Origin of the sequence: Streptomyces netropsis, from assembly GCF_014203545.1 — a bacterium.
In the GTDB taxonomy this organism is placed as follows: Bacteria; Actinomycetota; Actinomycetes; order Streptomycetales; family Streptomycetaceae; genus Streptomyces; species Streptomyces netropsis.
The window spans coordinates 1-21,556 of record NZ_JACHJG010000027.1 but is presented as its reverse complement, the minus strand read 5'-3'; the positions used below and the strand labels follow the sequence as shown (position 1 = coordinate 21,556).

General features: G+C 69.8%; 21 protein-coding genes. 11 read left to right on the top strand and 10 right to left on the bottom strand.

What is annotated here, in order from left to right:
- Positions 1 to 52 precede the first annotated feature (52 nt).
- The 4 genes from hemC to FHS38_RS34145 all read left to right on the top strand — a co-directional run bounded on the left by hemC (position 53) and on the right by FHS38_RS34145 (position 4,253).
- Positions 53 to 1,030 (top strand): hydroxymethylbilane synthase, encoded by a 978-nt coding sequence (gene hemC, locus FHS38_RS34160; RefSeq protein WP_268246256.1) that lies wholly within the window; start codon positions 53 to 55, stop codon positions 1,028 to 1,030.
- Positions 1,027 to 2,676: a bifunctional uroporphyrinogen-III C-methyltransferase/uroporphyrinogen-III synthase gene (locus tag FHS38_RS34155; RefSeq protein WP_184740388.1), complete on the top strand. Its 1,650-nt coding sequence runs from the start codon at positions 1,027 to 1,029 to the stop codon at positions 2,674 to 2,676. The genes hemC and FHS38_RS34155 overlap by 4 nt, the downstream gene beginning before the upstream one ends.
- The gene (gene hemB / locus FHS38_RS34150) at positions 2,673 to 3,662 is read left to right on the top strand and encodes a porphobilinogen synthase (protein ID WP_184740386.1); all 990 of its coding nucleotides are present in this window, start codon (positions 2,673 to 2,675) and stop codon (positions 3,660 to 3,662) included. Before FHS38_RS34155 ends, hemB begins: the two co-directional genes overlap by 4 nt.
- A gap of 165 nt (positions 3,663 to 3,827) precedes the next feature.
- Positions 3,828 to 4,253, top strand: a complete 426-nt coding sequence (locus FHS38_RS34145; RefSeq protein ID WP_184740384.1) for an ATP-binding protein — start codon at positions 3,828 to 3,830, stop codon at positions 4,251 to 4,253.
- 86 nt (positions 4,254 to 4,339) lie between these two features.
- On the opposite strand, the gene argS is transcribed toward FHS38_RS34145, so the two are convergent.
- On the bottom strand, positions 4,340 to 6,100 hold the full coding sequence (gene argS, locus FHS38_RS34140; protein WP_184740382.1) for an arginine--tRNA ligase: 1,761 nt from the start codon (positions 6,098 to 6,100) through the stop codon (positions 4,340 to 4,342).
- 168 nt (positions 6,101 to 6,268) lie between these two features.
- On the opposite strand from argS, the gene lysS reads away from it, so the two are divergent.
- Positions 6,269 to 8,017: a lysine--tRNA ligase gene (lysS, locus tag FHS38_RS34135; protein ID WP_184740380.1), complete on the top strand. Its 1,749-nt coding sequence runs from the start codon at positions 6,269 to 6,271 to the stop codon at positions 8,015 to 8,017.
- A 71-nt stretch (positions 8,018 to 8,088) separates the two neighbouring features.
- Here lysS and FHS38_RS34130 read toward each other — a convergent pair whose 3' ends face one another.
- Complete coding sequence (locus FHS38_RS34130; RefSeq protein ID WP_184740378.1) at positions 8,089 to 8,796, bottom strand: hypothetical protein; 708 nt, start codon at positions 8,794 to 8,796, stop codon at positions 8,089 to 8,091.
- Positions 8,797 to 8,926: 130 nt separating this feature from the next.
- On the bottom strand, positions 8,927 to 9,811 hold the full coding sequence (locus FHS38_RS34125; protein WP_184740376.1) for a hypothetical protein: 885 nt from the start codon (positions 9,809 to 9,811) through the stop codon (positions 8,927 to 8,929).
- Between the two features lie 163 nt (positions 9,812 to 9,974).
- Here FHS38_RS34125 and FHS38_RS34120 point away from each other — a divergent pair, with 163 nt between their 5' ends.
- Positions 9,975 to 11,168 carry an RtcB family protein gene (locus tag FHS38_RS34120; RefSeq protein ID WP_184740374.1) on the top strand — a complete coding sequence of 398 codons (1,194 nt, stop codon included), beginning with the start codon at positions 9,975 to 9,977 and terminating at the stop codon, positions 11,166 to 11,168.
- Between the two features lie 50 nt (positions 11,169 to 11,218).
- Here the strand turns inward: FHS38_RS34120 and FHS38_RS34115 are convergent, their stop codons facing one another.
- From FHS38_RS34115 to FHS38_RS34105, 3 genes are all read right to left on the bottom strand, one after another.
- Positions 11,219 to 11,599, bottom strand: a complete 381-nt coding sequence (locus tag FHS38_RS34115) for a VOC family protein (RefSeq protein ID WP_184740372.1) — start codon at positions 11,597 to 11,599, stop codon at positions 11,219 to 11,221.
- A gap of 156 nt (positions 11,600 to 11,755) precedes the next feature.
- On the bottom strand, positions 11,756 to 12,514 hold the full coding sequence (locus FHS38_RS34110) for an SDR family NAD(P)-dependent oxidoreductase (protein WP_184740370.1): 759 nt from the start codon (positions 12,512 to 12,514) through the stop codon (positions 11,756 to 11,758).
- 96 nt (positions 12,515 to 12,610) lie between these two features.
- Positions 12,611 to 12,964 (bottom strand): YnfA family protein, encoded by a 354-nt coding sequence (locus FHS38_RS34105; RefSeq protein WP_184740368.1) that lies wholly within the window; start codon positions 12,962 to 12,964, stop codon positions 12,611 to 12,613.
- A gap of 489 nt (positions 12,965 to 13,453) precedes the next feature.
- On the opposite strand from FHS38_RS34105, the gene FHS38_RS34100 reads away from it, so the two are divergent.
- The 3 genes from FHS38_RS34100 to FHS38_RS34090 all read left to right on the top strand — a co-directional run bounded on the left by FHS38_RS34100 (position 13,454) and on the right by FHS38_RS34090 (position 15,371).
- The gene (locus FHS38_RS34100; RefSeq protein ID WP_184740366.1) at positions 13,454 to 13,837 is read left to right on the top strand and encodes an STAS domain-containing protein; all 384 of its coding nucleotides are present in this window, start codon (positions 13,454 to 13,456) and stop codon (positions 13,835 to 13,837) included.
- A gap of 68 nt (positions 13,838 to 13,905) precedes the next feature.
- Entirely contained in the window at positions 13,906 to 14,637 is a 732-nt protein-coding gene (locus FHS38_RS34095) for an ANTAR domain-containing protein (protein ID WP_229822937.1), read from the top strand.
- Between the two features lie 5 nt (positions 14,638 to 14,642).
- The gene (locus FHS38_RS34090) at positions 14,643 to 15,371 is read left to right on the top strand and encodes an ANTAR domain-containing protein (RefSeq protein ID WP_308433654.1); all 729 of its coding nucleotides are present in this window, start codon (positions 14,643 to 14,645) and stop codon (positions 15,369 to 15,371) included.
- A gap of 22 nt (positions 15,372 to 15,393) precedes the next feature.
- Here the strand turns inward: FHS38_RS34090 and FHS38_RS34085 are convergent, their stop codons facing one another.
- Positions 15,394 to 15,951 carry a hypothetical protein gene (locus tag FHS38_RS34085; protein WP_130879193.1) on the bottom strand — a complete coding sequence of 186 codons (558 nt, stop codon included), beginning with the start codon at positions 15,949 to 15,951 and terminating at the stop codon, positions 15,394 to 15,396.
- 198 nt (positions 15,952 to 16,149) lie between these two features.
- Here FHS38_RS34085 and FHS38_RS34965 point away from each other — a divergent pair, with 198 nt between their 5' ends.
- Both FHS38_RS34965 and FHS38_RS34080 read left to right on the top strand, forming a co-directional pair.
- A complete protein-coding gene (locus FHS38_RS34965) occupies positions 16,150 to 16,572 on the top strand; it encodes a recombinase family protein (RefSeq protein WP_221495698.1) in 423 nt (140 codons plus the stop codon).
- Positions 16,554 to 17,915, top strand: coding sequence for a recombinase family protein (locus FHS38_RS34080; RefSeq protein WP_229822936.1), 1,362 nt, complete (start codon positions 16,554 to 16,556; stop codon positions 17,913 to 17,915). The genes FHS38_RS34965 and FHS38_RS34080 overlap by 19 nt, the downstream gene beginning before the upstream one ends.
- Positions 17,916 to 17,992: 77 nt before the next feature.
- Here FHS38_RS34080 and FHS38_RS34960 read toward each other — a convergent pair whose 3' ends face one another.
- The 3 genes from FHS38_RS34960 to FHS38_RS34065 all read right to left on the bottom strand — a co-directional run bounded on the left by FHS38_RS34960 (position 17,993) and on the right by FHS38_RS34065 (position 21,529).
- Positions 17,993 to 18,568: a recombination directionality factor gene (locus tag FHS38_RS34960; protein ID WP_229822938.1), complete on the bottom strand. Its 576-nt coding sequence runs from the start codon at positions 18,566 to 18,568 to the stop codon at positions 17,993 to 17,995.
- A 34-nt stretch (positions 18,569 to 18,602) separates the two neighbouring features.
- Positions 18,603 to 19,985 carry a replication initiator gene (locus FHS38_RS34070; RefSeq protein WP_184740412.1) on the bottom strand — a complete coding sequence of 461 codons (1,383 nt, stop codon included), beginning with the start codon at positions 19,983 to 19,985 and terminating at the stop codon, positions 18,603 to 18,605.
- Between the two features lie 362 nt (positions 19,986 to 20,347).
- Positions 20,348 to 21,529 carry a tetratricopeptide repeat protein gene (locus tag FHS38_RS34065; RefSeq protein ID WP_184740360.1) on the bottom strand — a complete coding sequence of 394 codons (1,182 nt, stop codon included), beginning with the start codon at positions 21,527 to 21,529 and terminating at the stop codon, positions 20,348 to 20,350.
- Between the last annotated feature and the right edge of the window lie 27 nt (positions 21,530 to 21,556).

Sequence of the window (21,556 nt, the reverse complement as noted above, 5' to 3'; positions counted from 1 at the left end):
GGCCGCGGCCGGTGCGCACAGCACCGCCGGCGCGCCCGGCCCGCACGGCGCCGTGTCCGACCAGCGGCCGCTGCGCCTCGGCACCCGCCGCAGCAAGCTCGCCATGGCCCAGTCCGGCCAGGTGGCGGAGGCGGTCCACCAGCTCACCGGGCGACCGGTCGAGCTGGTCGAGATCACGACGTACGGCGATGTCTCGCGGGAGCACCTCGCGCAGATCGGCGGCACCGGAGTCTTCGTCTCCGCGCTGCGTGACGCGCTGCTCGCCGACGAGATCGACTTCGCCGTGCATTCCCTCAAGGACCTGCCGACCGCGCAGCCGGACGACCTCGTCCTGGCCGCGATCCCGGCCCGCGAGGACCCCAGGGACGTCCTGGTCGCCCGTGACGGGCTGACCCTCGAGACCCTCCCGGCGTCCTCCCGGAACGGGGTGGCCCGGATCGGAACCGGATCGCCGCGCCGCATGGCGCAGCTCAACGCGTGGGCGCGGTCGCACGGACTCGAGATCGAGACCGTGCCGATCCGCGGCAACATCGACACCCGCGTCGGTTTTGTGACCGACGGCGAGCTGGATGCAGTCGTCCTCGCCGCCGCCGGTCTCACCCGCATCGGCCGGATCGGGGAGGCGACCCAGTTCCTGGACGCCGACGCGGTCCTGCCCGCCCCCGGTCAGGGGGCACTGGCCATCGAGTGCACCGCGGCCAACGCGGACCTCGCGGCACAGCTCGCCGAGCTCGACGACCCGTACACCCGGGTCGCCGTGACCGCCGAGCGTTCCCTGCTCGCCGCCCTGGAGGCCGGCTGCTCCGCACCTGTGGGTGCGCTGGCCGACCTGTTGGCCGACGGGCAGATTGTCACTGAAATGCGCCTGCGTGGCGTCGTCGGTTCGACCGACGGCAAGACGTTGGTGCAGCTGTCCACCACTGGTCCCGTACCGTCGTCCAGCGAAGAAGCCGTGGCCCTCGGCCGCGAACTCGCCGCCGAGATGCTCGACAAGGGTGCGGCCGGTCTTATGGGGGAGCGAGCACTTTGAACCCCACCGCCCCGATCCACCCCGTGCACGGGCACGTCACCTTCCTCGGTGCCGGCCCCGGAGACCCGGGACTGCTGACGCTGCGCGCCGTGGAGGCACTTGCGACCGCTGACGTCCTGATCGCCGATCCGCAGGTGCTCGACGTGGTGCGTGCGCATGCGCGCGCCCATGTGGACATGCCTGCCCAGACGGTTACTGATGAGGCATCAAAAACCGCCGACATCCCCGTCCTTAGGGACACCGCCAATCTTGTCATGACGGCCGCGCGCGGCGGCAAGCGGGTCGTCCGTGCCGTCCTCGGCGACCCCGGCCTCGACGGCAACGCCGCCGACGAGATGCTGGCCTGTGCGAACGAGGGCATCACCTTCGAGGTGGTGCCGGGCGTCGCCACGGCCGTCGGCGTACCCGCCTACGCCGGTGTCCCGCTGCGCGACGGCAAGGGCGCCGACGTGCGGTTCCTCGACGCCCGTACCGCCTCGGACACCTGCTGGTCCGAGGTCGGCGCGAGCGAGGTGACCGCCGTCGTCTCCACCACCCTCGACTCGGTCGTCGCGGCCGCCGGTGAGCTGGTCTCCGCCGGGCGCAAGCCCGACACCCCGCTCACCGTCACCGTTGCCGGCACGACCACCCGCCAGCGCACCTGGACCGCGACCCTCGGGTCGCTGGCGCAGGTGCTCAAGGCCGCCAAGGTGCTGCCGTCCCCGGACGGCGGTCAGCCGGTCATAGCCGTGGTCGGGGAGCGCAGCGCGGCCGCGCAGCGCGACCGGCTCTCGTGGTTCGAGTCCAAGCCGCTCTTCGGCTGGAACGTCCTCGTCCCGCGCACCAAGGAGCAGGCCGCCTCGCTCTCCGACCAGCTCCGTTCGTACGGCGCCGTGCCCAGCGAGGTCCCGACCATCGCGGTCGAGCCGCCGCGCACCCCGCAGCAGATGGAGCGCGCGGTCAAGGGCCTGGTCACCGGCCGCTACGAGTGGATCGCCTTCACCTCCGTCAACGCGGTCAAGGCGGTGCGCGAGAAGTTCGAGGAGTACGGGCTCGACGCGCGCGCCTTCGCCGGCATCAAGGTCGCGGCCGTCGGCGAGCAGACCGCCAAGTCGCTGATCGAGTTCGGTGTGAAGCCCGACCTCGTGCCCAGCGGCGAGCAGTCGGCCGCCGGTCTGCTGGAGGACTGGCCGCCCTACGACCCGGTCTTCGACCCGATCGACCGCGTCTTCCTGCCGCGCGCCGACATCGCCACCGAGACCCTGGTGGCGGGCCTGATCGAGCTGGGCTGGGAGGTCGACGACGTCACCGCCTACCGGACCGTGCGGGCCTCCCCGCCGCCGGCCGAGACCCGCGAGGCGATCAAGGGCGGCGGCTTCGACGCCGTGCTGTTCACCTCCTCCAGCACGGTGCGGAACTTGGTCGGCATCGCCGGCAAGCCGCACAATGTCACCGTCATCGCCTGCATCGGCCCCGCCACCGCGAAGACCGCGGAGGAGCACGGCCTGCGGGTGGACGTGCTGTCGCCCGAGCCCTCGGTGCACAAGCTGGCCGAGGCGCTCGCGGACTTCGGTGCGGCCCGGCGCGACGCGGCCCTCGAGGCCGGCGACCCGGTCACCCGCCCGAGCGAGCGGCGGCCCGGATCGCGTAGAAGGGCACGGAGTTGAGCACGTACGGAACGTTCCCCGGGGCTCGTCCCCGGCGGCTGCGGACCACCCCGGCCATGCGCCGCATGGTCGCGGAGACCCGGCTGCACCCGGCAGAGCTGATCCTTCCCGCCTTCGTGCGGGAGGGCATCGGCGAGCCGGTGCCGATCTCCGCCATGCCGGGCGTCGTCCAGCACACCCGCGACACCCTGCGGAAGGCGGCCGTCGAGGCACGTGAGGCCGGCGTCGCCGGGATCATGCTCTTCGGCGTGCCCGAGGACGACAAGAAGGACGCGGCCGGCACCGCCGGCACCGACCCCGACGGCATCCTCCAGGTCGCCATCCGCGATGTGAAGGCCGAGGTCGGCGACGAGCTCGTCATCATGTCCGACCTGTGCCTCGACGAGTACACCGACCACGGTCACTGCGGGGTCCTCGACTCCGAGGGCCGCGTGGACAACGACGCGACCCTGGAGCGCTACGCCGAGATGGCGCAGGTCCAGGCCGACGCCGGCGTCCATGTGGTCGGCCCCAGCGGCATGATGGACGGCCAGGTCGGCGTCATCCGCGACGCGCTGGACCAGACCGGCCACGAGGACGTCTCGGTCCTCGCCTACACCGCCAAGTACGCCTCCGCGTTCTACGGTCCCTTCCGGGAGGCCGTCGGCTCCTCGCTCCAGGGCGACCGCAAGACGTACCAGCAGGACCCGGCGAACGTCCGCGAGTCGCTGCGCGAGCTGTCGCTCGACCTCGCCGAGGGCGCCGACATGGTCATGGTCAAGCCGGCCCTGCCCTACCTCGACATCCTCGCCAAGGTCGCCGAGTCGGTGGACGTCCCCGTCGCCGCCTACCAGATCAGCGGTGAGTACGCGATGGTCGAGGCCGCCGCGGCCAACGGCTGGATCGACCGCGACCGGGCCATCATGGAGACGCTCACCGGCATCAAGCGGGCGGGCGCCAACATGATCCTCACGTACTGGGCCACCGAGGTCGCCCGCCAGCTGTAACCCGGGCACCGGCCGCAGGAGCACACATCGATGGCGGCGTCCCCCCAAGGGGGACGCCGCCATCGTCGTTCCCGGATTCGGGGGCGTTCACGCATTCCCGCCTGGAAACCGGGGCACTGCCTTCCTTACGGTGTGTAGCACATCGCTTACAGTGTGGAGGCGTGCATGAGTACCGATCCCGAACTCACCGACGACTGGGAGTACACGCTCCAGGTGCCCGCCGACCCCATGGCACCCTGCATCGCCCGCCGTACGCTGCGCACGATCTTCGAGGAACACGGCTTCCCGGAACTGGCCGACACCGCCGAACTGTTGACCTCGGAACTGGTCACCAACGCCTACCGCTACTCCGACGGCCCCGCGTCGGTGCGGGTCAAGCAGGACGGCGACCGGGTGCGGGTGGCCGTGTGGGACACCAACCCCCGGCTTCCCCGGCTGGACCTGGCGGCGCTGCCCGAGGCGGACGCCGAACAGGGGCGGGGGCTGGGGCTCGTACGCCTGTGCGCCGACAGCTGGGGCGGCTTCGAGCTGCGGGACCAACCACAGGGGCTGTCGGGCAAGTTGATCTGGTTCGAACTGGGGGCGGGGTAGGGCTCACTTCCGCGAATCGACGCGACGTGCGCGCCGTCGGCGCACGTCCCCGAACTCCGCGGAAGGGGCCCCGCCCCCGCACCCGACTACAGCTGCTCGGGCGTCCGGATGCCCAGGAGCGACATGCCCTGGCGCAGGGTGCGGGCCGTCAGGTCGCAGAGGAAGAGACGGTTCTCGACCTGCTGCGGGGTGTCGGCCTTGAGGACCGGGCACTCGGCGTAGAACGTCGTGAGGTGCGACGCCAGCTGGTAGAGGTACCCGGCCAGCTTGTGCGGCTCGTAGGAGGCCGTGACCTCGGCGAGGTTCTCCCCGAACTGGTCCAGGTGCATGCCCAGCGCGCGCTCGGCCGCGGCCAGCGCGAGCTCCGGGTGGGCCACCGGCCGGGCCTCGCCCGCCTTGCGGAGGATCGACTGGATCCGGGCGTAGGCGTACTGGAGGTAGACGCTGGTGTCGCCGTTGAGCGACACCATCTGGTCCAGGTCGAACTTGTAGTCGCGGGAGACGGACGTCGACAGGTCCGCGTACTTCACCGCGCCGATGCCGACCTGGGCACCACGCTCGATGATCTGCTCCTCCGTGAGCCCGAGCTTCTCGCTCTTCTCCCGGACGACGGCCGTCGCACGGTCGACCGCCTCGTCGAGCAGGTCGACCAGGCGGACCGTCTCGCCCTCACGCGTCTTGAACGGCTTGCCGTCCTTGCCGAGCACCGTGCCGAAACCGAGCTGGACGGCCTTGACGCCCTCGGTCAGCCAGCCGGCCCGGCGGGCGGTCTCGAAGACCATCTTGAAGTGCAGGGACTGCCGGGCGTCCACCACGTACAGCAGGGTGTCGGCCTTCAGGTTGTCCACCCGGTCGCGGATCGCGGACAGGTCCGTGGCCGCGTAACCGAAGCCGCCGTCGGACTTCTGGACGATCAGCGGCGAGGGCTTGCCGTCCGGGCCCTTGACGTCGTCGAAGAAGACGCACAGCGCGCCGTTGGAACGGACGGCGACACCCGACTCCTCCAGCAGGCGGCAGGTCTCGGCGAGCATGTCGTTGTAACCGGACTCGCCGACGATGTCCTCGTCGCGGATCTCCACGTCGAGCTTGTCGAAGACCGAGTAGAAGTAGATCTTCGACTCGTCGACGAACCGCTGCCACAGCGCGAGGGTCTCCTCGTCACCGGCCTGCAGGTCGACCACCCGGCGCCGGGCCCGGGCCTTGAACTCCTCGTCGGAGTCGAAGAGCGTCCGCGACGCCTTGTACAGCCGGTTGAGCGACGACATGGCCTCCTCGCCGGAGACCTCGCCCTCGTGGTCCAGCTCGTGCGGGTGCTCGATCAGGTACTGGATGAGCATGCCGAACTGGGTGCCCCAGTCACCGATGTGGTGCCGGCGCACGACCTTCTCGCCGGAGAACTCCAGGATCCGCACGACCGCGTCGCCGATCACCGAATTGCGCAGGTGACCGACGTGCATCTCCTTGGCCACGTTCGGCTGGGCGTAGTCGATGACCGTGGTGCCCGGGTGCTCCGCGAACGGCACGCCGAGACGGTCGTCGGCGGCGCGCTCGGCGAGGGTCTTCACGATCGCCTCGTCCGTGATCGTGATGTTCAGGAAGCCGGGGCCCGAGACCTCGACGTCCTTGATCAGATCACCGGCGGGCAGCTGCTCGACGACCTTCGCCGCGAGCTCGCGCGGGTTGCCCTTCAGCTTCTTGGCGAGCGCCAGCATCCCGTTGGCCTGGAAATCGGCCCGGTCGCTTCGTCGCAGCAGCGGGTCGGCGGTACCAACCTCCGGCAGTGCTGCCGAAAGGGCGTCCGCGATGCGCCGGTCGAGCGAGGAAGCGAGGGAAGGAACCGAAGCCATGGGGTGGGTGCCATTCCGGTAGAGGGCGTTTTCGGATACGACCGAGTATCCCACGCGCCCCTCGCGGGCCGGGATGCTGTTTTTTCCGGGTTCGCCCGGCCCACGAGCAACCCCGAAGCCCCCCCTTCCGTCTGGGACAATGGTCATGCCAGGACCACAAGGAAGGAAGTGCCGCACGTGGCTCAGAGCACCGAGGCCGACTGGGTCTCCCGTTTCGCCGACGAGGTCATTGCCGAGGGTGAGCGCCGAGCCCCGGGCAAACCGATCGTCGTCGCCTCGGGCCTCAGCCCCTCCGGCCCGATCCACCTGGGCAACCTCCGCGAGGTCATGACCCCGCACCTCGTCGCGGACGAGATCCGCCGCCGCGGCCACGAGGTCCGGCACCTGATCTCCTGGGACGACTACGACCGCTACCGCAAGGTGCCGAACGGCGTCCCCGGTATCGACGAGTCCTGGGCCGCCCACATCGGCAAGCCCCTGACCTCGGTGCCCGCCCCGGCCGGATCCGCGTACCCGAACTGGGCCGAGCACTTCAAGGCCGCCATGGTCGAGGCGCTGGCCGAGCTCGGCGTCGAGTACGACCCGATCAGCCAGACCGAGCAGTACACCTCCGGTGTCTACCGCGAGCAGGTCCTGCACGCGATGAAGCACCGCGGCGACATCGACGCCATCCTCGACCAGTACCGGACGAAGAAGGACCCCGCCGCGGCCGCCAAGAAGCCGCAGCAGAAGCAGCAGAAGCCGGTCGACGAGGCCGAGCTCGAAGCCGCCGAGGGCTCCGGCGCCGCCGCCGAGGACGACGGCAGCGGCTCCGGCGCGGGCTACTTCCCGTACAAGCCGTACTGCGGCGCGTGCGAGAAGGACCTCACCACCGTCACCGCGTACGACGACGAGACCACCGAGCTCGCCTACACCTGTGTGTGCGGGCACTCCGAGACCGTCCTGCTCAGCGAGTTCAACCGCGGCAAGCTGGTCTGGAAGGTCGACTGGCCGATGCGCTGGGCCTACGAAGGCGTGATCTTCGAGCCCTCCGGCGTCGACCACTCCTCGCCCGGCTCCTCCTTCGTCGTCGGCGGCCAGATCGTCCGCAAGGTCTTCGGCGGCGAGCAGCCCATCGGCCCGATGTACGCCTTCGTCGGCATCAGCGGCATGGCCAAGATGTCCTCCTCCAAGGGCGGCGTCCCCACCCCGGGCGACGCGCTGCGGATCATGGAGGCCCCGCTGCTGCGCTGGCTGTACGCGCGCCGCAAGCCCAACCAGTCCTTCAAGATCGCCTTCGACCAGGAGATCCAGCGGCTCTACGACGAGTGGGACAAGCTGGAGTCCAAGGTCGCCGACGGCACCGCCCTGCCCGCCGACGCCGCCGCGCACGCCCGGGCCGCGCGCACGGCCGCCGGTGAGCTGCCGCGCACCCCGCGCCCGCTGCCGTACCGCACGCTCGCCTCGGTCGTCGACATCACCGGCGGCCACGACGAGCAGACCCTGCGGATCCTCAGCGAGCTCGACCCCGCGAACCCGGTCACCTCGCTGGACGAGACCCGCCCCCGGCTCGACAAGGCCGAGCACTGGATCAACACCCAGGTCCCGGCCGAGTCCCGGACGATCGTCCGCGACGAGCCCGACACCGAGAGCCTCGCCGCCCTCGACGACCAGGCCCGCGAGTCGCTGCGGCTGCTGATCGCCGGGCTGGACGACCACTGGTCGCTCGACGGGCTGACCACGCTCGTCTACGGCGTGCCGAAGGTCCAGGCGGGCCTGGAGCCGGACGCCAAGCCCACGCCGGAGCTCAAGGTCGCGCAGCGCTCGTTCTTCGCGCTGCTCTACCAGCTGCTCGTGAGCCGCGACACCGGCCCGCGCCTGCCCACGCTGCTGCTCGCGGTGGGGGCGGACCGGGTGCGCAAGCTGCTCGGGGCGTAACCCGCGAACGGCCGAAGGGCCGCCACCCGGTTTCCACCGGGTGGCGGCCCTTCGCCGTGTGCGCCTGTCGCCTACTTCTTGTTCGCGTCGGCGACCGAGGCCACGGCCTCCTTGGTCGCGCCCTGCGCGTCCTTCGTCATGTCGCCCACGTCGGGCGACTTCGCGCCCTCGTAGCCGGCGCCGCTGTACTTCACGGTGACCACGACATTGGCGGTGCGGGCGATGACGGTGACGTTCTTGAAGTCGTTGTCGTCCTTCTTGGAGTCCGAGGTGACCGTGGTCGCCTCGTCGCCGATCCCGCCGGCCTTCTCGGTCTTGGCGTTCTTCGCCCCGTCGGACGTGGTCGCCTTGGTCGCCTGCTGCCCCAGGAACGCCTGGGCGCGCTTGTCGCCGGAGCCGAGCGTGGGGTCGGAGGCGAAGCGCTTGAGCGAGACCGTCAGGGAGCGGTACTGCAGGTCCTTGACGTCCTCGTCGTTCAGGCCGCTGTAGAAGCAGCTGGCCGAGTCGTTGGTGTCGCTGGCGGGGAGGGCCTTGCCCTCCTTGGGGTCCGCCTTGGCCACCAGCTTCTCGATCGTCTTCGCCGGGACGGCCTTGCAGGCCTCGGGCAGCTTGGTGAACGCCGCGGGCTTGACCGTGGGCGTCGCGTTCGCGGTCGGCGCCTTGCTGGGCGTCGTTTCCTTCTTGTCGTCGTCCGAGGAGCAGCCGGTGGCGACGAGCATCACCGGTACTGCGGCGCAGGCGAGGATTCGGGCGAGTCGCGGGGCTGTTCGTCGGTGCATGGGTCCTTCGCTCGTTCGGTGTCGAGGGCTTCGAGTTGCTCGTGGGGCGGTTGTGCTCCACCCGTGTCTAGGCGGCACGGTACGCGGCCGACGCGAGGCGCCGGTCGAAATGGGGGCGGTACTCGCCGGGCTAATTGCCGAAGTGCCCCGCGTCGAGCTCGCGGGCCAGGGCATGGGCCTTGCCCTGCAGGTCCGCGCTGCTGGGGATGTGTGCCTTGTCGGTCGACCACTGGTCGTACGTGATGGTCACGAGGACGTTCGAGGACCGGAAGACGACCTTGATGTCCCGGTGCACACCGGTGCCGGTGGTGGCCAGCTCGTCGTCGACGAACGCGTCGTCGCCGAGGTCGTCGAGGACGCGCGGCGCGAGTTCGGCGTCGGACCCCTTGCCGGGACCTGCGCCGGACCCGCCCGGGGTGCCGGAGCCTCCGGTGGACGACGGCGTGGGCGATCCGGACGCGGGGGCGCCCTTCGCCTTGGCGCCGGCCCCGCCCTGGGCGTGGGCGCCCGCGGACGCACCGGCGCTCGGGCTCGTGGCCGACGGCGAGGCGGAGGCGGCGGCCGGGATGTGCGCGGCCGTGGCCAGTCGCCCGTACAGCTGCTGCGCCCGGTCCTCGTCGCTGACGTCGGTCTGGTACGACACGACCCGCTCGAAGTCGACCGTCAGATGCCGGGTCCCCTCGGGGGTCTCCAGCTTCCAGCGGCAGCCGACGCGGCGGTCGGTGTCGTACGTGATGGTGGCCTGGCCGCGGTAGCGCCGCTCGGCCTCCTCCTCGCTCTCGTCCTCGGTGCCGGGCAGCATGCGCCGCAGCGTGGCGGGGCTGACGTAGCCGCAGGGCTCGGGGAGGCTGTGGTACTTCCCCGGCGCGCCGCCGGAGGCGGAGGCGTCGAGCTGGCCGGGCTTGGAGTCGTCGCCGCCGGGACCGGAAGCGGAACCCCCGCTGCACCCCGCGAGTGCCGTGGTGAGCACCGCCGCGGCCAGTGCGGCGGCTGGTGCGTACGCCCTTCGCTGCACTGTCCGTGGCTCCCTTCACCGGAAAACTGGTTGCCGCCACAAGGTGGCGGCCGGACACAATGTGTACCGCACGCACCGCCGCGTCCGCCGGTTCCCTGTCGAGAATCAGGTGATACGTCCGGCTTTTGCGCTTACTGTGTTTTACGGGGGAATGAGGAGAATCATGTCGTACACCGAGGTGCCCGGCGCCCGGGTACCCATCCGCATGTGGGCCGACCCGGCCGCGGTCGAGGACGTCGCCATGCAGCAGCTGCGCAACGTCTCCACCCTGCCGTGGATCAAGGGCCTCGCGGTGATGCCGGACGTGCACTTCGGCAAGGGGGCGACGGTCGGCTCGGTGATCGCCATGCAGGGCGCGGTGTGCCCGGCGGCGGTCGGCGTGGACATCGGCTGCGGGATGTCGGCGGTCAAGACGTCGCTGACGGCGAACGACCTGCCGGGGGACCTGTCGCGGCTGCGGTCGAAGATCGAGCAGGCGATTCCGGTGGGCCGGGGGATGCACGACGCCCCGGTGGACCCGGGGCGGCTGCACGGCTTCGCGACGGCGGGCTGGGACGACTTCTGGGGCCGGTTCGACGGCGTCGCGGAGGCGGTCAAGTTCCGCCAGGAGCGTGCCACGAAGCAGATGGGAACGCTCGGCTCCGGTAATCACTTCATCGAGTTCTGTCTCGACGAGTCGGGTTCGGTCTGGCTGATGCTGCACTCCGGATCCCGGAACATCGGCAAGGAGCTGGCCGAGTACCACATCGGCCAGGCCCAGAAGCTGCCGCACAACCAGGGCCTGATCGACCGGGACCTCGCCGTCTTCGTCGCGGACACCCCGCAGATGGCGGCCTACCGGCACGACCTGTTCTGGGCGCAGGAGTACGCGAAGCACAACCGCGAGATCATGATGGGGCTCTTCCAGGACGTCGTCCGCAGGGAGTTCAAGAAGGCCAAGGTGACCTTCGAGCCCGTCATCTCCTGCCACCACAACTACGTGGCCGAGGAGCGCTACGAGGGCATGGACCTGCTCGTCACCCGCAAGGGCGCGATCCGCGCGGGCAGCGGCGAGTTCGGCATCATCCCGGGCTCGATGGGCACCGGCTCGTACATCGTGAAGGGCCTCGGCAACGCCGACTCCTTCAACTCCGCCTCGCACGGCGCCGGCCGCCGGATGAGCCGCAACGCCGCGAAGAAGCGCTTCTCGACGCGGGACCTGGAGGAGCAGACGCGGGGCGTGGAGTGCCGCAAGGACTCCGGCGTGGTCGACGAGATCCCGGCCGCCTACAAGCCGATCGAGCAGGTCATCGACCAGCAGCGGGACCTGGTCGCGGTCGTCGCCAAGCTCAAGCAGGTCATCTGCGTCAAGGGCTGACCGGCCGGGGGCGCCGGGCCCGTCCGGGCCCGGCCGTCCCACCGCCCGCGTCAGGCGCCCTGCGGGTACCAGCGGAGTTCGACGGTGTTGCCGTCCGGGTCGAGGACGTAGAGGGACTCGGCGGTGCCGCGGGCGCCGAAGCGGGGGCCCGGGCCGTCGACGACCGTGAAGGTGCCGGCGTCGATGACCTCCTGCCAGTCCAGGGGCTCGACGACGAGGCAGATGTGGTCGACGTTGGACTCGCCCCGGGGGCGCTTGAAGAGGTCGATGATGGTGCCCGGGGCGACGCGGACCGAGGGGAACGGGACCTTGCCCGCACGCCACTCGTCCACACGGACCGGCTCCAGCCCGAGCGGGCCGAGGTAGAAGGCCAGGGACCGCTCGATGTCCGAGACGTTGAGCACCAGATGGTCGAAGCCGATGACGCGCAAGGGAGGCCCTTTCGTACGGGGTCGTGCGGGTGTCCGCGGGTGTCGTGCGGGCGTCCGACGGCTGACCGGCGGCCGCCCGCACCCGGACCGTATCCGGAAGTTGATCATTGCGCGATCGGTCGTTGGTCCTGCGTCCGCGGTCCCCCTCCGGAGGTCTCAGAGCTCGCGGTGGACCTTGTAGTTGGAGGCCTGGGCGCGCGGGCGGACGACCAGCAGATCGATGTTCACGTGGGACGGACGGGTGACGGCCCAGGCAATGGTGTCGGCGACGTCGTCGGCGGTCAGCGGCTCGGCGACGCCCGCGTAGACGGCGGCGGCCTTCTCCTCGTCGCCACGGAAGCGGGTGACCGCGAACTCGTCGGTCCTGACCATGCCGGGGGCGACCTCGATGACGCGCACCGGCGCCCCGCACAGCTCCAGGCGCAGGGTCTCGGCGATGACGTGGGCGCCGTGCTTGGCCGCGACGTAACCCCCGCCGCCCTCATAGGTGGCGAGGCCCGCGGTGGAGGAGAGGACGACCACGGTGCCGTCGCCGCTGCCGGTCAGCGCGGGCAGCAGGGCCTGGGTCACATGGAGCGTGCCGAGGACGTTGACCTCGTACATCGTGCGCCAGTCGGCCGGGTCGGCGGTGGCGACGGGGTCGCTGCCGAGGGCACCGCCGGCGTTGTTGACCAGCACCTCGACGGGGCCGTCCACCGTGCGTGCGAAGGCGTCGACGGCCGCGCGGTCGGTGACGTCGAGCGCGTGGGCGACCGCCTCGTGGCCCGCCTCGGTCAGCTCGGCGGCGAGGGCCTCGATGCGGTCCTCACGGCGGGCGGTGAGGATGACGCGGTAGCCGGCGGCGGCCAGGTGCCGGGCGGTCGCGGCACCGATGCCGCTGCTCGCTCCGGTGATGACTGCGGTACGCGTGCTCATGCTGATCCTCCTGGGGCGCGGCGGGCGTGATCCATTCGCAGCCGCAGGATATGTCGGGGCGCGGCGGCCGACGCCCACGGCCTTGTGGCCCCGGTCTCAGCGGCCGCGCGGCGCGTACATGATCACCGCGACCCCGGCCAGACAGACGATCGCGCCCACCACGTCGTAGCGGTCGGGGCGGTAGCCGTCCAGGACCATGCCCCAGGCGAGCGAGCCCGCGACGAAGACGCCGCCGTACGCGGCGAGGATGCGGCCGAAGTTCGCGTCGGGCTGGAGGGTGGCGACGAAGCCGTACGCACCGAGGGCGAGGATTCCCCCGCCGATCCACGCCCAGCCGCGCCCCTGCCCCGAATCGCCGCCGCCGCGTACGCCCTGCCAGACGAGCCAGGCGCCGCCGATCTCCAGGAGGGCGGCGAGGACGAAGAGGGCGATGGAGCGGACGACGGGCATGGGCGCCAGGCTACGGGCCGGGGCGGGGGCCGCGGTGTCGTCCGGACCGGCCGGCGCTCCACCCTCCCCTGGTGGGGGCACCGGCCGGTCCGGTCTCGAACCGCGGAGGAACCGGCAGGGCGGGAGGCGTCCGGCGCGTCGGCGGGAGACGGCAGCCGGGGGCCGGGGCCACGGGCGTCACCCTAGGCCGTCGTCGCGCCCTCCGGAAGACGGCGGCGCCTGCGCCGACCGCGGTGGGTGAGGTCTCGGCCATGGACGGCGGCGCGCAGATACAGGTCTTCCGAGTCAAGCACCGGTGACCGTGCTCGCGGGGTTGGATCTGGCGATTTTCATACCTTCGGGGGTCTGGGTGTGCCCCGGGCCTCGGGCGGACGTCCGTGGGACGTACCTTCGCAGTAGCCACCCCGGACCCCGATGGCGACGGTGCGCGCGCGGCAGAGTACTCGTGGTCCCCGCACCGTCCCATGCGGTCCGAGCCGGGGAGCAGACGTGACGCAATGGCAGGGTGAAGCCCGCATCCGAGCGGTGGGCCGGTGGGGCGTGCTGGAGCTGACCGGTGAGGTCGACATCGCGGCCGTGCCGGAGACGGAGGCACTGCTCATGCGGCTGATGGCCCTGGGCAAGCCCGTCGTCGTGGTCGACCTGCGAGCGGTCACCTTCTTCGACTGCGCCGTCCTCGGAGCGCTGTACCGCGCCCGGGCCGGGCAGCTCGCGGCGGGCGGCGGCTTCGAGGTGCTGTGCGTCCGCCCGTGGGCGCTGAAGATCATCCGCATGGCCGGCCTGCTGGAGGTCTTCCGGCCCGTCGCCTCGCTGACGGATCTGGCCGATCTCGACGCCCTCGACGGCACCCGTCACGGGAGCTCGAAGGCGTAGTGTGAAGGCGGCGGGCCGTCCACTCCGGGCGACGCGTGGCGGGTCGGCCCGGGAAGCGGGTGTCATCGGTGGCGACCAGCACGGGCATGGCCCGTATGCTGCGCGACCTGTCCTCGAGATCGGGCCCCGGCTTGATCAGCGGGGACCCCCTGGAGTGCGCCCGCATCCTCGGCGTGGACGGGGTGGCGGTGTCCCTCGCCACGGACGGCGCGCTGAGCGAGCTGGTGTGGTCCTCCCCGGGCGCCAGCGAACACCTCGAGGACGAGCAGTACACCCTCGGCGAGGGCCCGGGAGTGGACGCCGTCGGCTCCTGCTCGGTGGTCGTCGAGCCGGACCTCACGCGGGTCCGCCCGGACCGGTGGCCGGTACTGCTGCCGACGCTGAACGGGATCGGGGTGGACGCCCTCTTCTGTTTCCCGCTGCGCATCGGTGGCGTGTGCCTGGGGGTGCTGACCGCGCAGCGGTCCACCGTGGGCCCGCTGTCGGCGGTCGCCATGGACGACGCCCTGATCCTGGCCGCGGCGCTGACCGCGGTGGTGCTGGACGGCGGGGAGCGGACGGCACTGTTCGCCACGGCCGAGGCCGGCGCCCAGCTGCACCGGGCCGCCGTCCACCAGGCCAGCGGGATGATCAGCGTCCAGGCGGGCGTGTCCGTCGCCCAGGCCCTGGTGCTGCTGCGCGCCCATGCCTACCGCCATGAACTTCCGCTGCTGCGGGCCGCGGAGGACGTGGTCGCCCGTCGTCTGCGCTTTCGAGACATCGGTGACGGGCCGGACCCGTCTTTTGAGAGAAGGGGATGATGGCCATGGCTAGCCAGCAACGCACGCTGGAGATCCTGGTCGAGGCCGTGGATTCACTGATCGACGACTTCGATCTGATCGACTTCCTGCACCGGCTCGCCAGTCGCTGTGTCGAACTGCTCGACGTCGACGCCGTCGGCGTCATGATCGTCGACCCTTACGGCGAGCTGCAGGTCATCGCGGCCTCGGACGAACACACCCGGCTGCTGGAACTCTTCGCCCTCCAGCACGAGCAGGGGCCGTGTGTCGAGTGCTACCGCAGCGGGCAGGCGCAACTGGACATCGACCTGGAGTCCCCGCAGGTCACGGCGGCTTTCGGGCCCTTCGCGGAGCATGCTCGCCAGGCCGGCTTCCGCACCACTCACGCCATCCCCATGCGGCTGCGCCACCAGATCATCGGCGCGCTGAACCTCTTCCACTCCCGGACCGCGCGGATCAGCGAGTCCGATGCCCAGCTGGCTCAGGCACTGGCGGACGTGGCCACGATCGCCATCCTCCAACAGCGCACGATCGAGCAGGGCAATGTCGACAAGGCGCAGCTGCAGGCCGCGCTGCACAGCCGGGTGGCCATCGAACAGGCCAAGGGCGTGCTGGCCGAGCGCTGGCAGGTCGGGCTGGACGAGGCCTTCGAGAGCCTGCGGGACTACGCCCGCCCCCGTCGGATGCGGCTGGCGGATCTCGCCCGGCAGGTGGTCGAGGGCACCTTGGACACGGCGGCGCTCGTGCGGCGCTGACCACGGCCGCGCCGGGCGGGGCTCAGGGCCAGACCAGGCAGTACGGCTGGTGGCCGGCCTCGTGCAGCCGGTGGGAGAAGTCCTGCCATTCGTGGAGCAGCTGGTAGACCGTGAAGGCGTCGCGCGGGCCGCCGCGGTCGGGGACCGTGGACCAGATGAACGCGGCGGCGCCCACCGATTCCTCGCCGATTCCGCGCAGCGGGTCGACCACGGTCATGGGAAGCTTGACGACCGCGTAGTCGGGGTGGAGAACGACCAGCTCAAGCGGGGGGACCTTGTGCAGGGGTATGCCTTCGATGCCCGTGAGGACCATCGCGGCCACCGTCTCGGGCTTGATCTTGGTGAACATGCCGCCCATGCCGAGCTCGTCACCGCCGAGCTCCTCCGGACGCATCGAGATCGGCACGCGGGCAGCCGTCGCCCCGTTCGGTGCCCCGAAGTATTTGTAGGTCACCCCCACGCGGCCACTCCTGCTCCCAGCGCTTTCTTCCTCGCGCCGGTGGCGCCCCCTGTGGGCCCTCTGCGCTCGCTCGGGGCCCAGGTCATCAGTGCCCTCACCCAGTCCGCCACCGCGATGCATATCTTCCACCCGACTGCTTTTTAGGTGGCACAGCCCCCGCCGCGCAACCCGATCATCGTCTCAGAGACCTCCCCCGTGGACGGCGGGCGAAACGCCCGGACGCGACTGCCCGTGAGGCTCTGAGACCATGGCTAGCGTGAGCTATCCATATGAAGCCCCAGCTTCATAACCTTGGGGTAGTTCGGTAGTCTTCCCGGTGTGACCCAAATCTCAGAAGCTGGGCACCCGGAGCACGTTGCTGCCGTGCTCCGGGTAGCAGCAGGGTATACCCGCCAGTCAAAGAAGAAGGCCGACAAGTCGGAAGCCAGCCCTAAAACGCAAGACGACGCCACCGCCAGGAAGGCTCGTGAGCGCGGCTGCAAGTTCCTTGGGCATTACAGGGACATCGGGGTCTCCGGCTGCAACCCGAACGCGAAGCGCAAGAATTTCGAGCGGCTATTGAACGATTGCCGTGACGAAAAGTTCAAGAGATCATCGTCTTCAACATCACTCGATTCTCGCGCAGGGAACCCAAGGACGCAATTCCCGTCGTCCTTGAGTTGTTCTCGTACGATGTCACCATCACGTCCGTATCTGAAGGATCCTTCACGCCTAACAACACGATGGAGCTCATCATGTTGATTATGCGACTGGAGGCGGCGCACCGGAGCAGTAAGGAAAAGAGCGAAGTAATCATCGGCGCCAAGCGTAACGCCAAGCAATTCGGCGGTTGGGCCGGTGGAGCCTTGCCGTACGGGATGGAGAGCTATCCCCACCCCGAGACGCGGGTGCTGGACGGCAAGCCTGTCACCATCATCATTCGCCTGCTGCGTCCCGTGCCAAGGCTTCCGGACGGATCGGATCAGAGCACCATCATCCTCCGCATGGTGGACCGGATCTTCGAGTTCAAGAGCAAGCCATGGCGCGGGAAGCGGAATGCTCACCCCGCCTCGGTAAGTGCCATTACTACCTGGCTCAACGAGAACGAGATCCCGAGTCAGAACGGCGGACATTGGCGCACTCCGACGACCAAGAGGGTTCTCACCGATCCGCGGTTGGCGGGATTCGCCGCCGAACCGTTTTACCGAAAGGACAAGGACGGGTACCCCACCAGAACGTTGGCCGGGTACAAGATCCTCCGAGATCCGGAAACAGGGGAGCCCATCACTATCGGGGAAGCGCTTATCCCGCCTCCCCGATGGTTCGAGCTGCAAGAGTGGCTGGACGGGCGAAGCCGTGAGCCCTCGCTCACGCGTGGCGAACGCCTATTGACGGCAATGGGCAAACTCAAATGCGAGTGCGCCCGCCCAATGACTGGATCCCCCGGAATCTATAAGTGCTCCCGCCCGTCTGGGGTGGTGGAACCCGACCAGCACGTCGGTGGAAACACCATCAACGAGAAAGAGGTGGACGAGCACGTCGCCCGGAAAATCATGGCTGTCCTCGTCACCGCAGAAGACGACCCGGAAACCCTTGACATCCTGGCGGAAGCCACGCGGAGGTTCGCAAAGCACAACGAGGTCCCTGAGATGCGCAGCGAGCGCGCCGCGCTTCTGGGGGAGAGCGTGGAGACCAAGAAAAGTATCGGGCGACTGTACGACGACTTGGACTTGGGAATCTACGAGGGGGCGATCGGCCGGGCCCGCTTCCTACAGGACAAGGAAGTGCTCGAAGAGCGGCTGGCCGGCATTGAGCGCCGAATCGGCGAGGTGGGCGGCCTGGAGCTGCCCGTGCTGCCTATCGCGGAGTGGACGTACACCGAAGCGCCCGACGGCGACCCGCTAGGGGAGGGGTCGTGGTGGAAGAAGGCAGATGTCGCCGACCGGCGCATGCTGGTGAGTCTCTTCGTGGACGAGATCCGCGTGACGAAGGCGGCTGGCAGGGGCGGGAGTAATCGCGTGTGCCAGGTTGAGAAGCGTGTCTCGGTTCGGATGGCTCAAGCGCAGCGCGAAGAGGCGGAGTTGGACGTCGTGCAAGCCGCGTAGAGGTAGGGCGGTCCCGGTCTCGAAGGTGGCTGGGACCGCTCAACGGCAAGGGGGGCTAGGGATCACTTGGATGCGTCCTAGCCCACCGCCTTGAGTACCTTGATCACCGGCTTCCGGTAGGACACGGAAACGCCGCTTGCTGTTGGCAACTTCACGAGCTCTAAACCTAGTTCGACCAGTACTCCATCATTGGCACAGTCGATCGCGTCCTTAGCCTCTTGGATGGCTTCCGCGAGCTTCCAGCTCATCGAGTGGAATCGGAATAGACCAAGTTCGGGGGCATCGGCTAGCCGGAAGGTGAGGACGGTATTCGGCTGTGGACCCTGGAAAGATTTCGCGGCGGCCTTTCGTTCGGTCATGAAGCGAGGGCAGCCGCACGGCCGGTCCCGATCGCCCTCTGGCCCTAGGAATCTCGCCCCGTCGCAGTGATGTACGAGCCGGGAATGGCTCCACAGCCTCATGTCTGTCACCAAGGCACCCGGTCCGGCAACAACCTTGACCTTCGCCGCGTGGGTCAGGATTTCTAGACGGTCCTCAGCGTCAGGTGCCGGTACCGCGGGACGACCTCCCAGACGCTGAGCAACTGCCTTCGCTACTTTCGGATCACGGGTAGATACACACCAATGAGGTAGCGACTCAGGCCCATGGTTCATGACCCGGCCAGATCGAAACCAACCCACCAAGCTTTCAGGCATCCGGCCGCGCCTGTTCTTCACGGGCGACCTGCCGGTTCGTGGCGAGATCCTCAGCGATTCCAACAGCGATCAGGGCCGCGCCGGAGCTGTGGCCAGAGCCGACATAGCGCCACCGGGAGTCAGTGACTACTTCGGGATCGTCTGGTGCACCGGTCGCGGTGCGCTGCTGGTACTGGGCGCGGTGAGCACGCAGAGCGAAGTAAGGCGTGGAGTAGAGGCGGGACTTGGTGAGGATGTGGCCGCGGTATCCGAGGGTGTGGGCCCAGGGTCGGAGTCGGAGGGGCTCGTACTCAGGCAGGCTGCCGAGGTGCCAGCAGGTGCGTATGAGGGCCCGGACGTGAGGGGATACGGGCGCGGCGTCTATGTCGTCCCAGGTCAGGAGCGGGTAGTCGGTGCCGGCCGCTGTGTCGCTGGCGTCTTTGGTGACGTACTTGGCGACGTAGGCGGCGACGGCGTCGTCGGCCAGGCCGTCGGTGTCGCCGAAGGCGTGGAGTGGCCGGGCGTCGAGCTGGGTGCCCCAGCGGAACAGGAGTTCCCCGACGGCCGGGCTGTACGGGCTCCGCACGAGTACCGACCGTGCCGCCGTGCGAACCGCGCGGGTCAGTAGTTCGGGGGTTGCCCAGGCCGGGGGCGGGGCGTGGAGCCCGTCGGGGCCGTCGAGGCGGATGACGGAGTGGACGTGGACGGCGGCCCGCTTCTGGTACTCCGCGACCTTGGCGAAGGACAGCCGGGCGTGATCAGCGAAGCGGGTCTGGGTCAGGCCGACGGCCGAGGCCAGGGTGCGACGGGTGGCGCGGGTGAAGCGGTCCCACAGCTGCCCGGCGTGGGCGTGCCACAGGGCGTGCGCCGGGTAGTCGTAGCACCCCGGACACAGCGGCTGGCCGACAACCGCTTCGGCGGGGTCGTGGGTGGCTCCGCAGTTCGCCGGGCGCTCGTGCTCGCAGGTTCCGGCGTTGCGGTGGGGTCGGCAGCGTTCGCCGTCGGTCGTGGCGCGGTGGACCGGGCCGAAGGACGGGGCGGTGAGGGTGACGAAGAGCCGCGGGTGTTCCCGGACCTGTGCGGGGATGTTCTTGCCGCCTACGAGTCCGGCGCGGACGAGGTGGAAGGTGTCTCCGGCGTGGAGGCGGGAGCAGGGGGCGCAGACCGACGCGCGGCGGTTGCGGCAGCGGACCGACAGCCGCTCACCCGGTTCGGTGCGGGTGTCGTAGTGGTGCAGCACCTCACCCGTGGCGACGTCGCGGGTGGCGGTGGAGCCGGAGAGGTGGACGGGGTGGGCGCAGCCGCCGGTGGCGGTGATCTGCTCCAGGAAGCGGGGGAAGAGCGGGTCCTGGGCGAGGCGGATGACGTCCTGGTCGACTTCGGAGAGCTGACGCAGGCGCGCCGCGCGGTCAAGGGCGCGCCTGCGGCGCGCCGGGCGGTCCGGCCGCCCCGGCGGGCTGCGGCCTGACGGCCGGTCCCGCCGGACGCCCACCGCCCACACCCCAGCCAGCCATGAACGAGGCAGGCGCCCGCCCCTCCTCCAGACCAGGCAACCAGGCCAGGGCACGACTTGATCGCGTCGGCCGAGATGTGCCGGGCGTCATGACGTTCACAAGCCAGATGGCGTGGCCGGTCTGAGTGGGTGGTCGCTGGAGACACACGCGCGCCTGCTCATCCGGCCGCGCCGCCGCTTCGGCTGACTTTCCGTGGCTTAGGTCTACAACCTGGCTTCTGTGCTGAGACAGCCTTGGGACCACGTCAGCCATTCCTTGCCACGTCGAGGTTGCTGCGCACGGTTTGGGTCGTGGGGTGGTCTTCGCCCAGCACTCGAACGCAATCGTTGAGGGTGCGCTCGTAGAGGGGGATTGCCCGCCCGAGGTCCCCGGCCGACCGGTAGGCGTAGGCGAGGTTGTTGCGGGAGCCGAGGGTGTCGGGGTGGTCTTCGCCCAGCACCCGGACGCGGTCGGCGAGGGTGCGTTCGTACATAGGGATCGCCCGCCCGAGATCCCCAGCCGACTCGTAGGAGCCGGCGAGGTTGTTGCGCGAGGCGAGGGTGTTGGGGTGGTCTTCGCCCAGCACCCGGACGCGGTCGGCGAGGGTGCGTTCGTACAGGGGGATCGCCCGCCCAAGATCCCCAGCCGACCGGTAGGCGCTGGCGAGGTTGTTGCGCGAGGTCAGGGTGTCGGGGTGGTCTTCGCCCAGCACCCGGGCCTGGTCGGCGAGGGTGCGTTCGTACAGGGGGATCGCCCGCCCAAGATCCCCAGCCGACCGGTAGGCGCTGGCGAGGTTGTTGCGGGAGCCGAGGGTGTCGGGGTGGTCTTCGCCCAGCACCCGGACCTGGTCGGCGAGGGTGCGTTCGTACAGGGGGATCGCCCGCCCAAGATCCCCAGCCGACCGGTAGGCGCCAGCGAGGTTGTTGCGGGAGATCAGGGTGTTGGGGTGGTCCTTGCCCAGCACCCGGGCCTGGTCAGCGAGGGTGCGTTCGTACAGGGGGATCGCCCGCCCAAGATCCCCAGCCGACTCGTAGGCGTTGGCGAGGTTGTTGCGGGAGGCCAGGGTGCTGGGGTGGTCTTCACCCAGCACCCCGGCCCGACTTGCGAGTGCGCGGCAGATCAGGGTAATTGCACGGTTCACCGCACCTTGACCGTGGAGAAACCTCCCCATCCGTTCGAGGAGGGAAGCTGTGTCGACGTCAGGGAGAGACTGCGTGTGGCTGGTGAGGGCTTCCACGTGCGGTAGCAGAACGCGGGCGGTGGGCCAAGAGGCCGGGTCATGAATGTCGGCAGGGAAAGCGTCGCTAAGCGTCGCGATAGCAAGAGACCGGGCCTGCTTGATGCTCTGGGGCTCACGGTGCGGGTCGTGGGGGTCAGCAGTCCGGGCAAGAGCTTGGACGAGTCGGTGCACGCTGAGGTCGCCGGTTTCGGCGTCGACAGTGAGCATGCTGTGTGCGGCGAGTCGACCGATCGC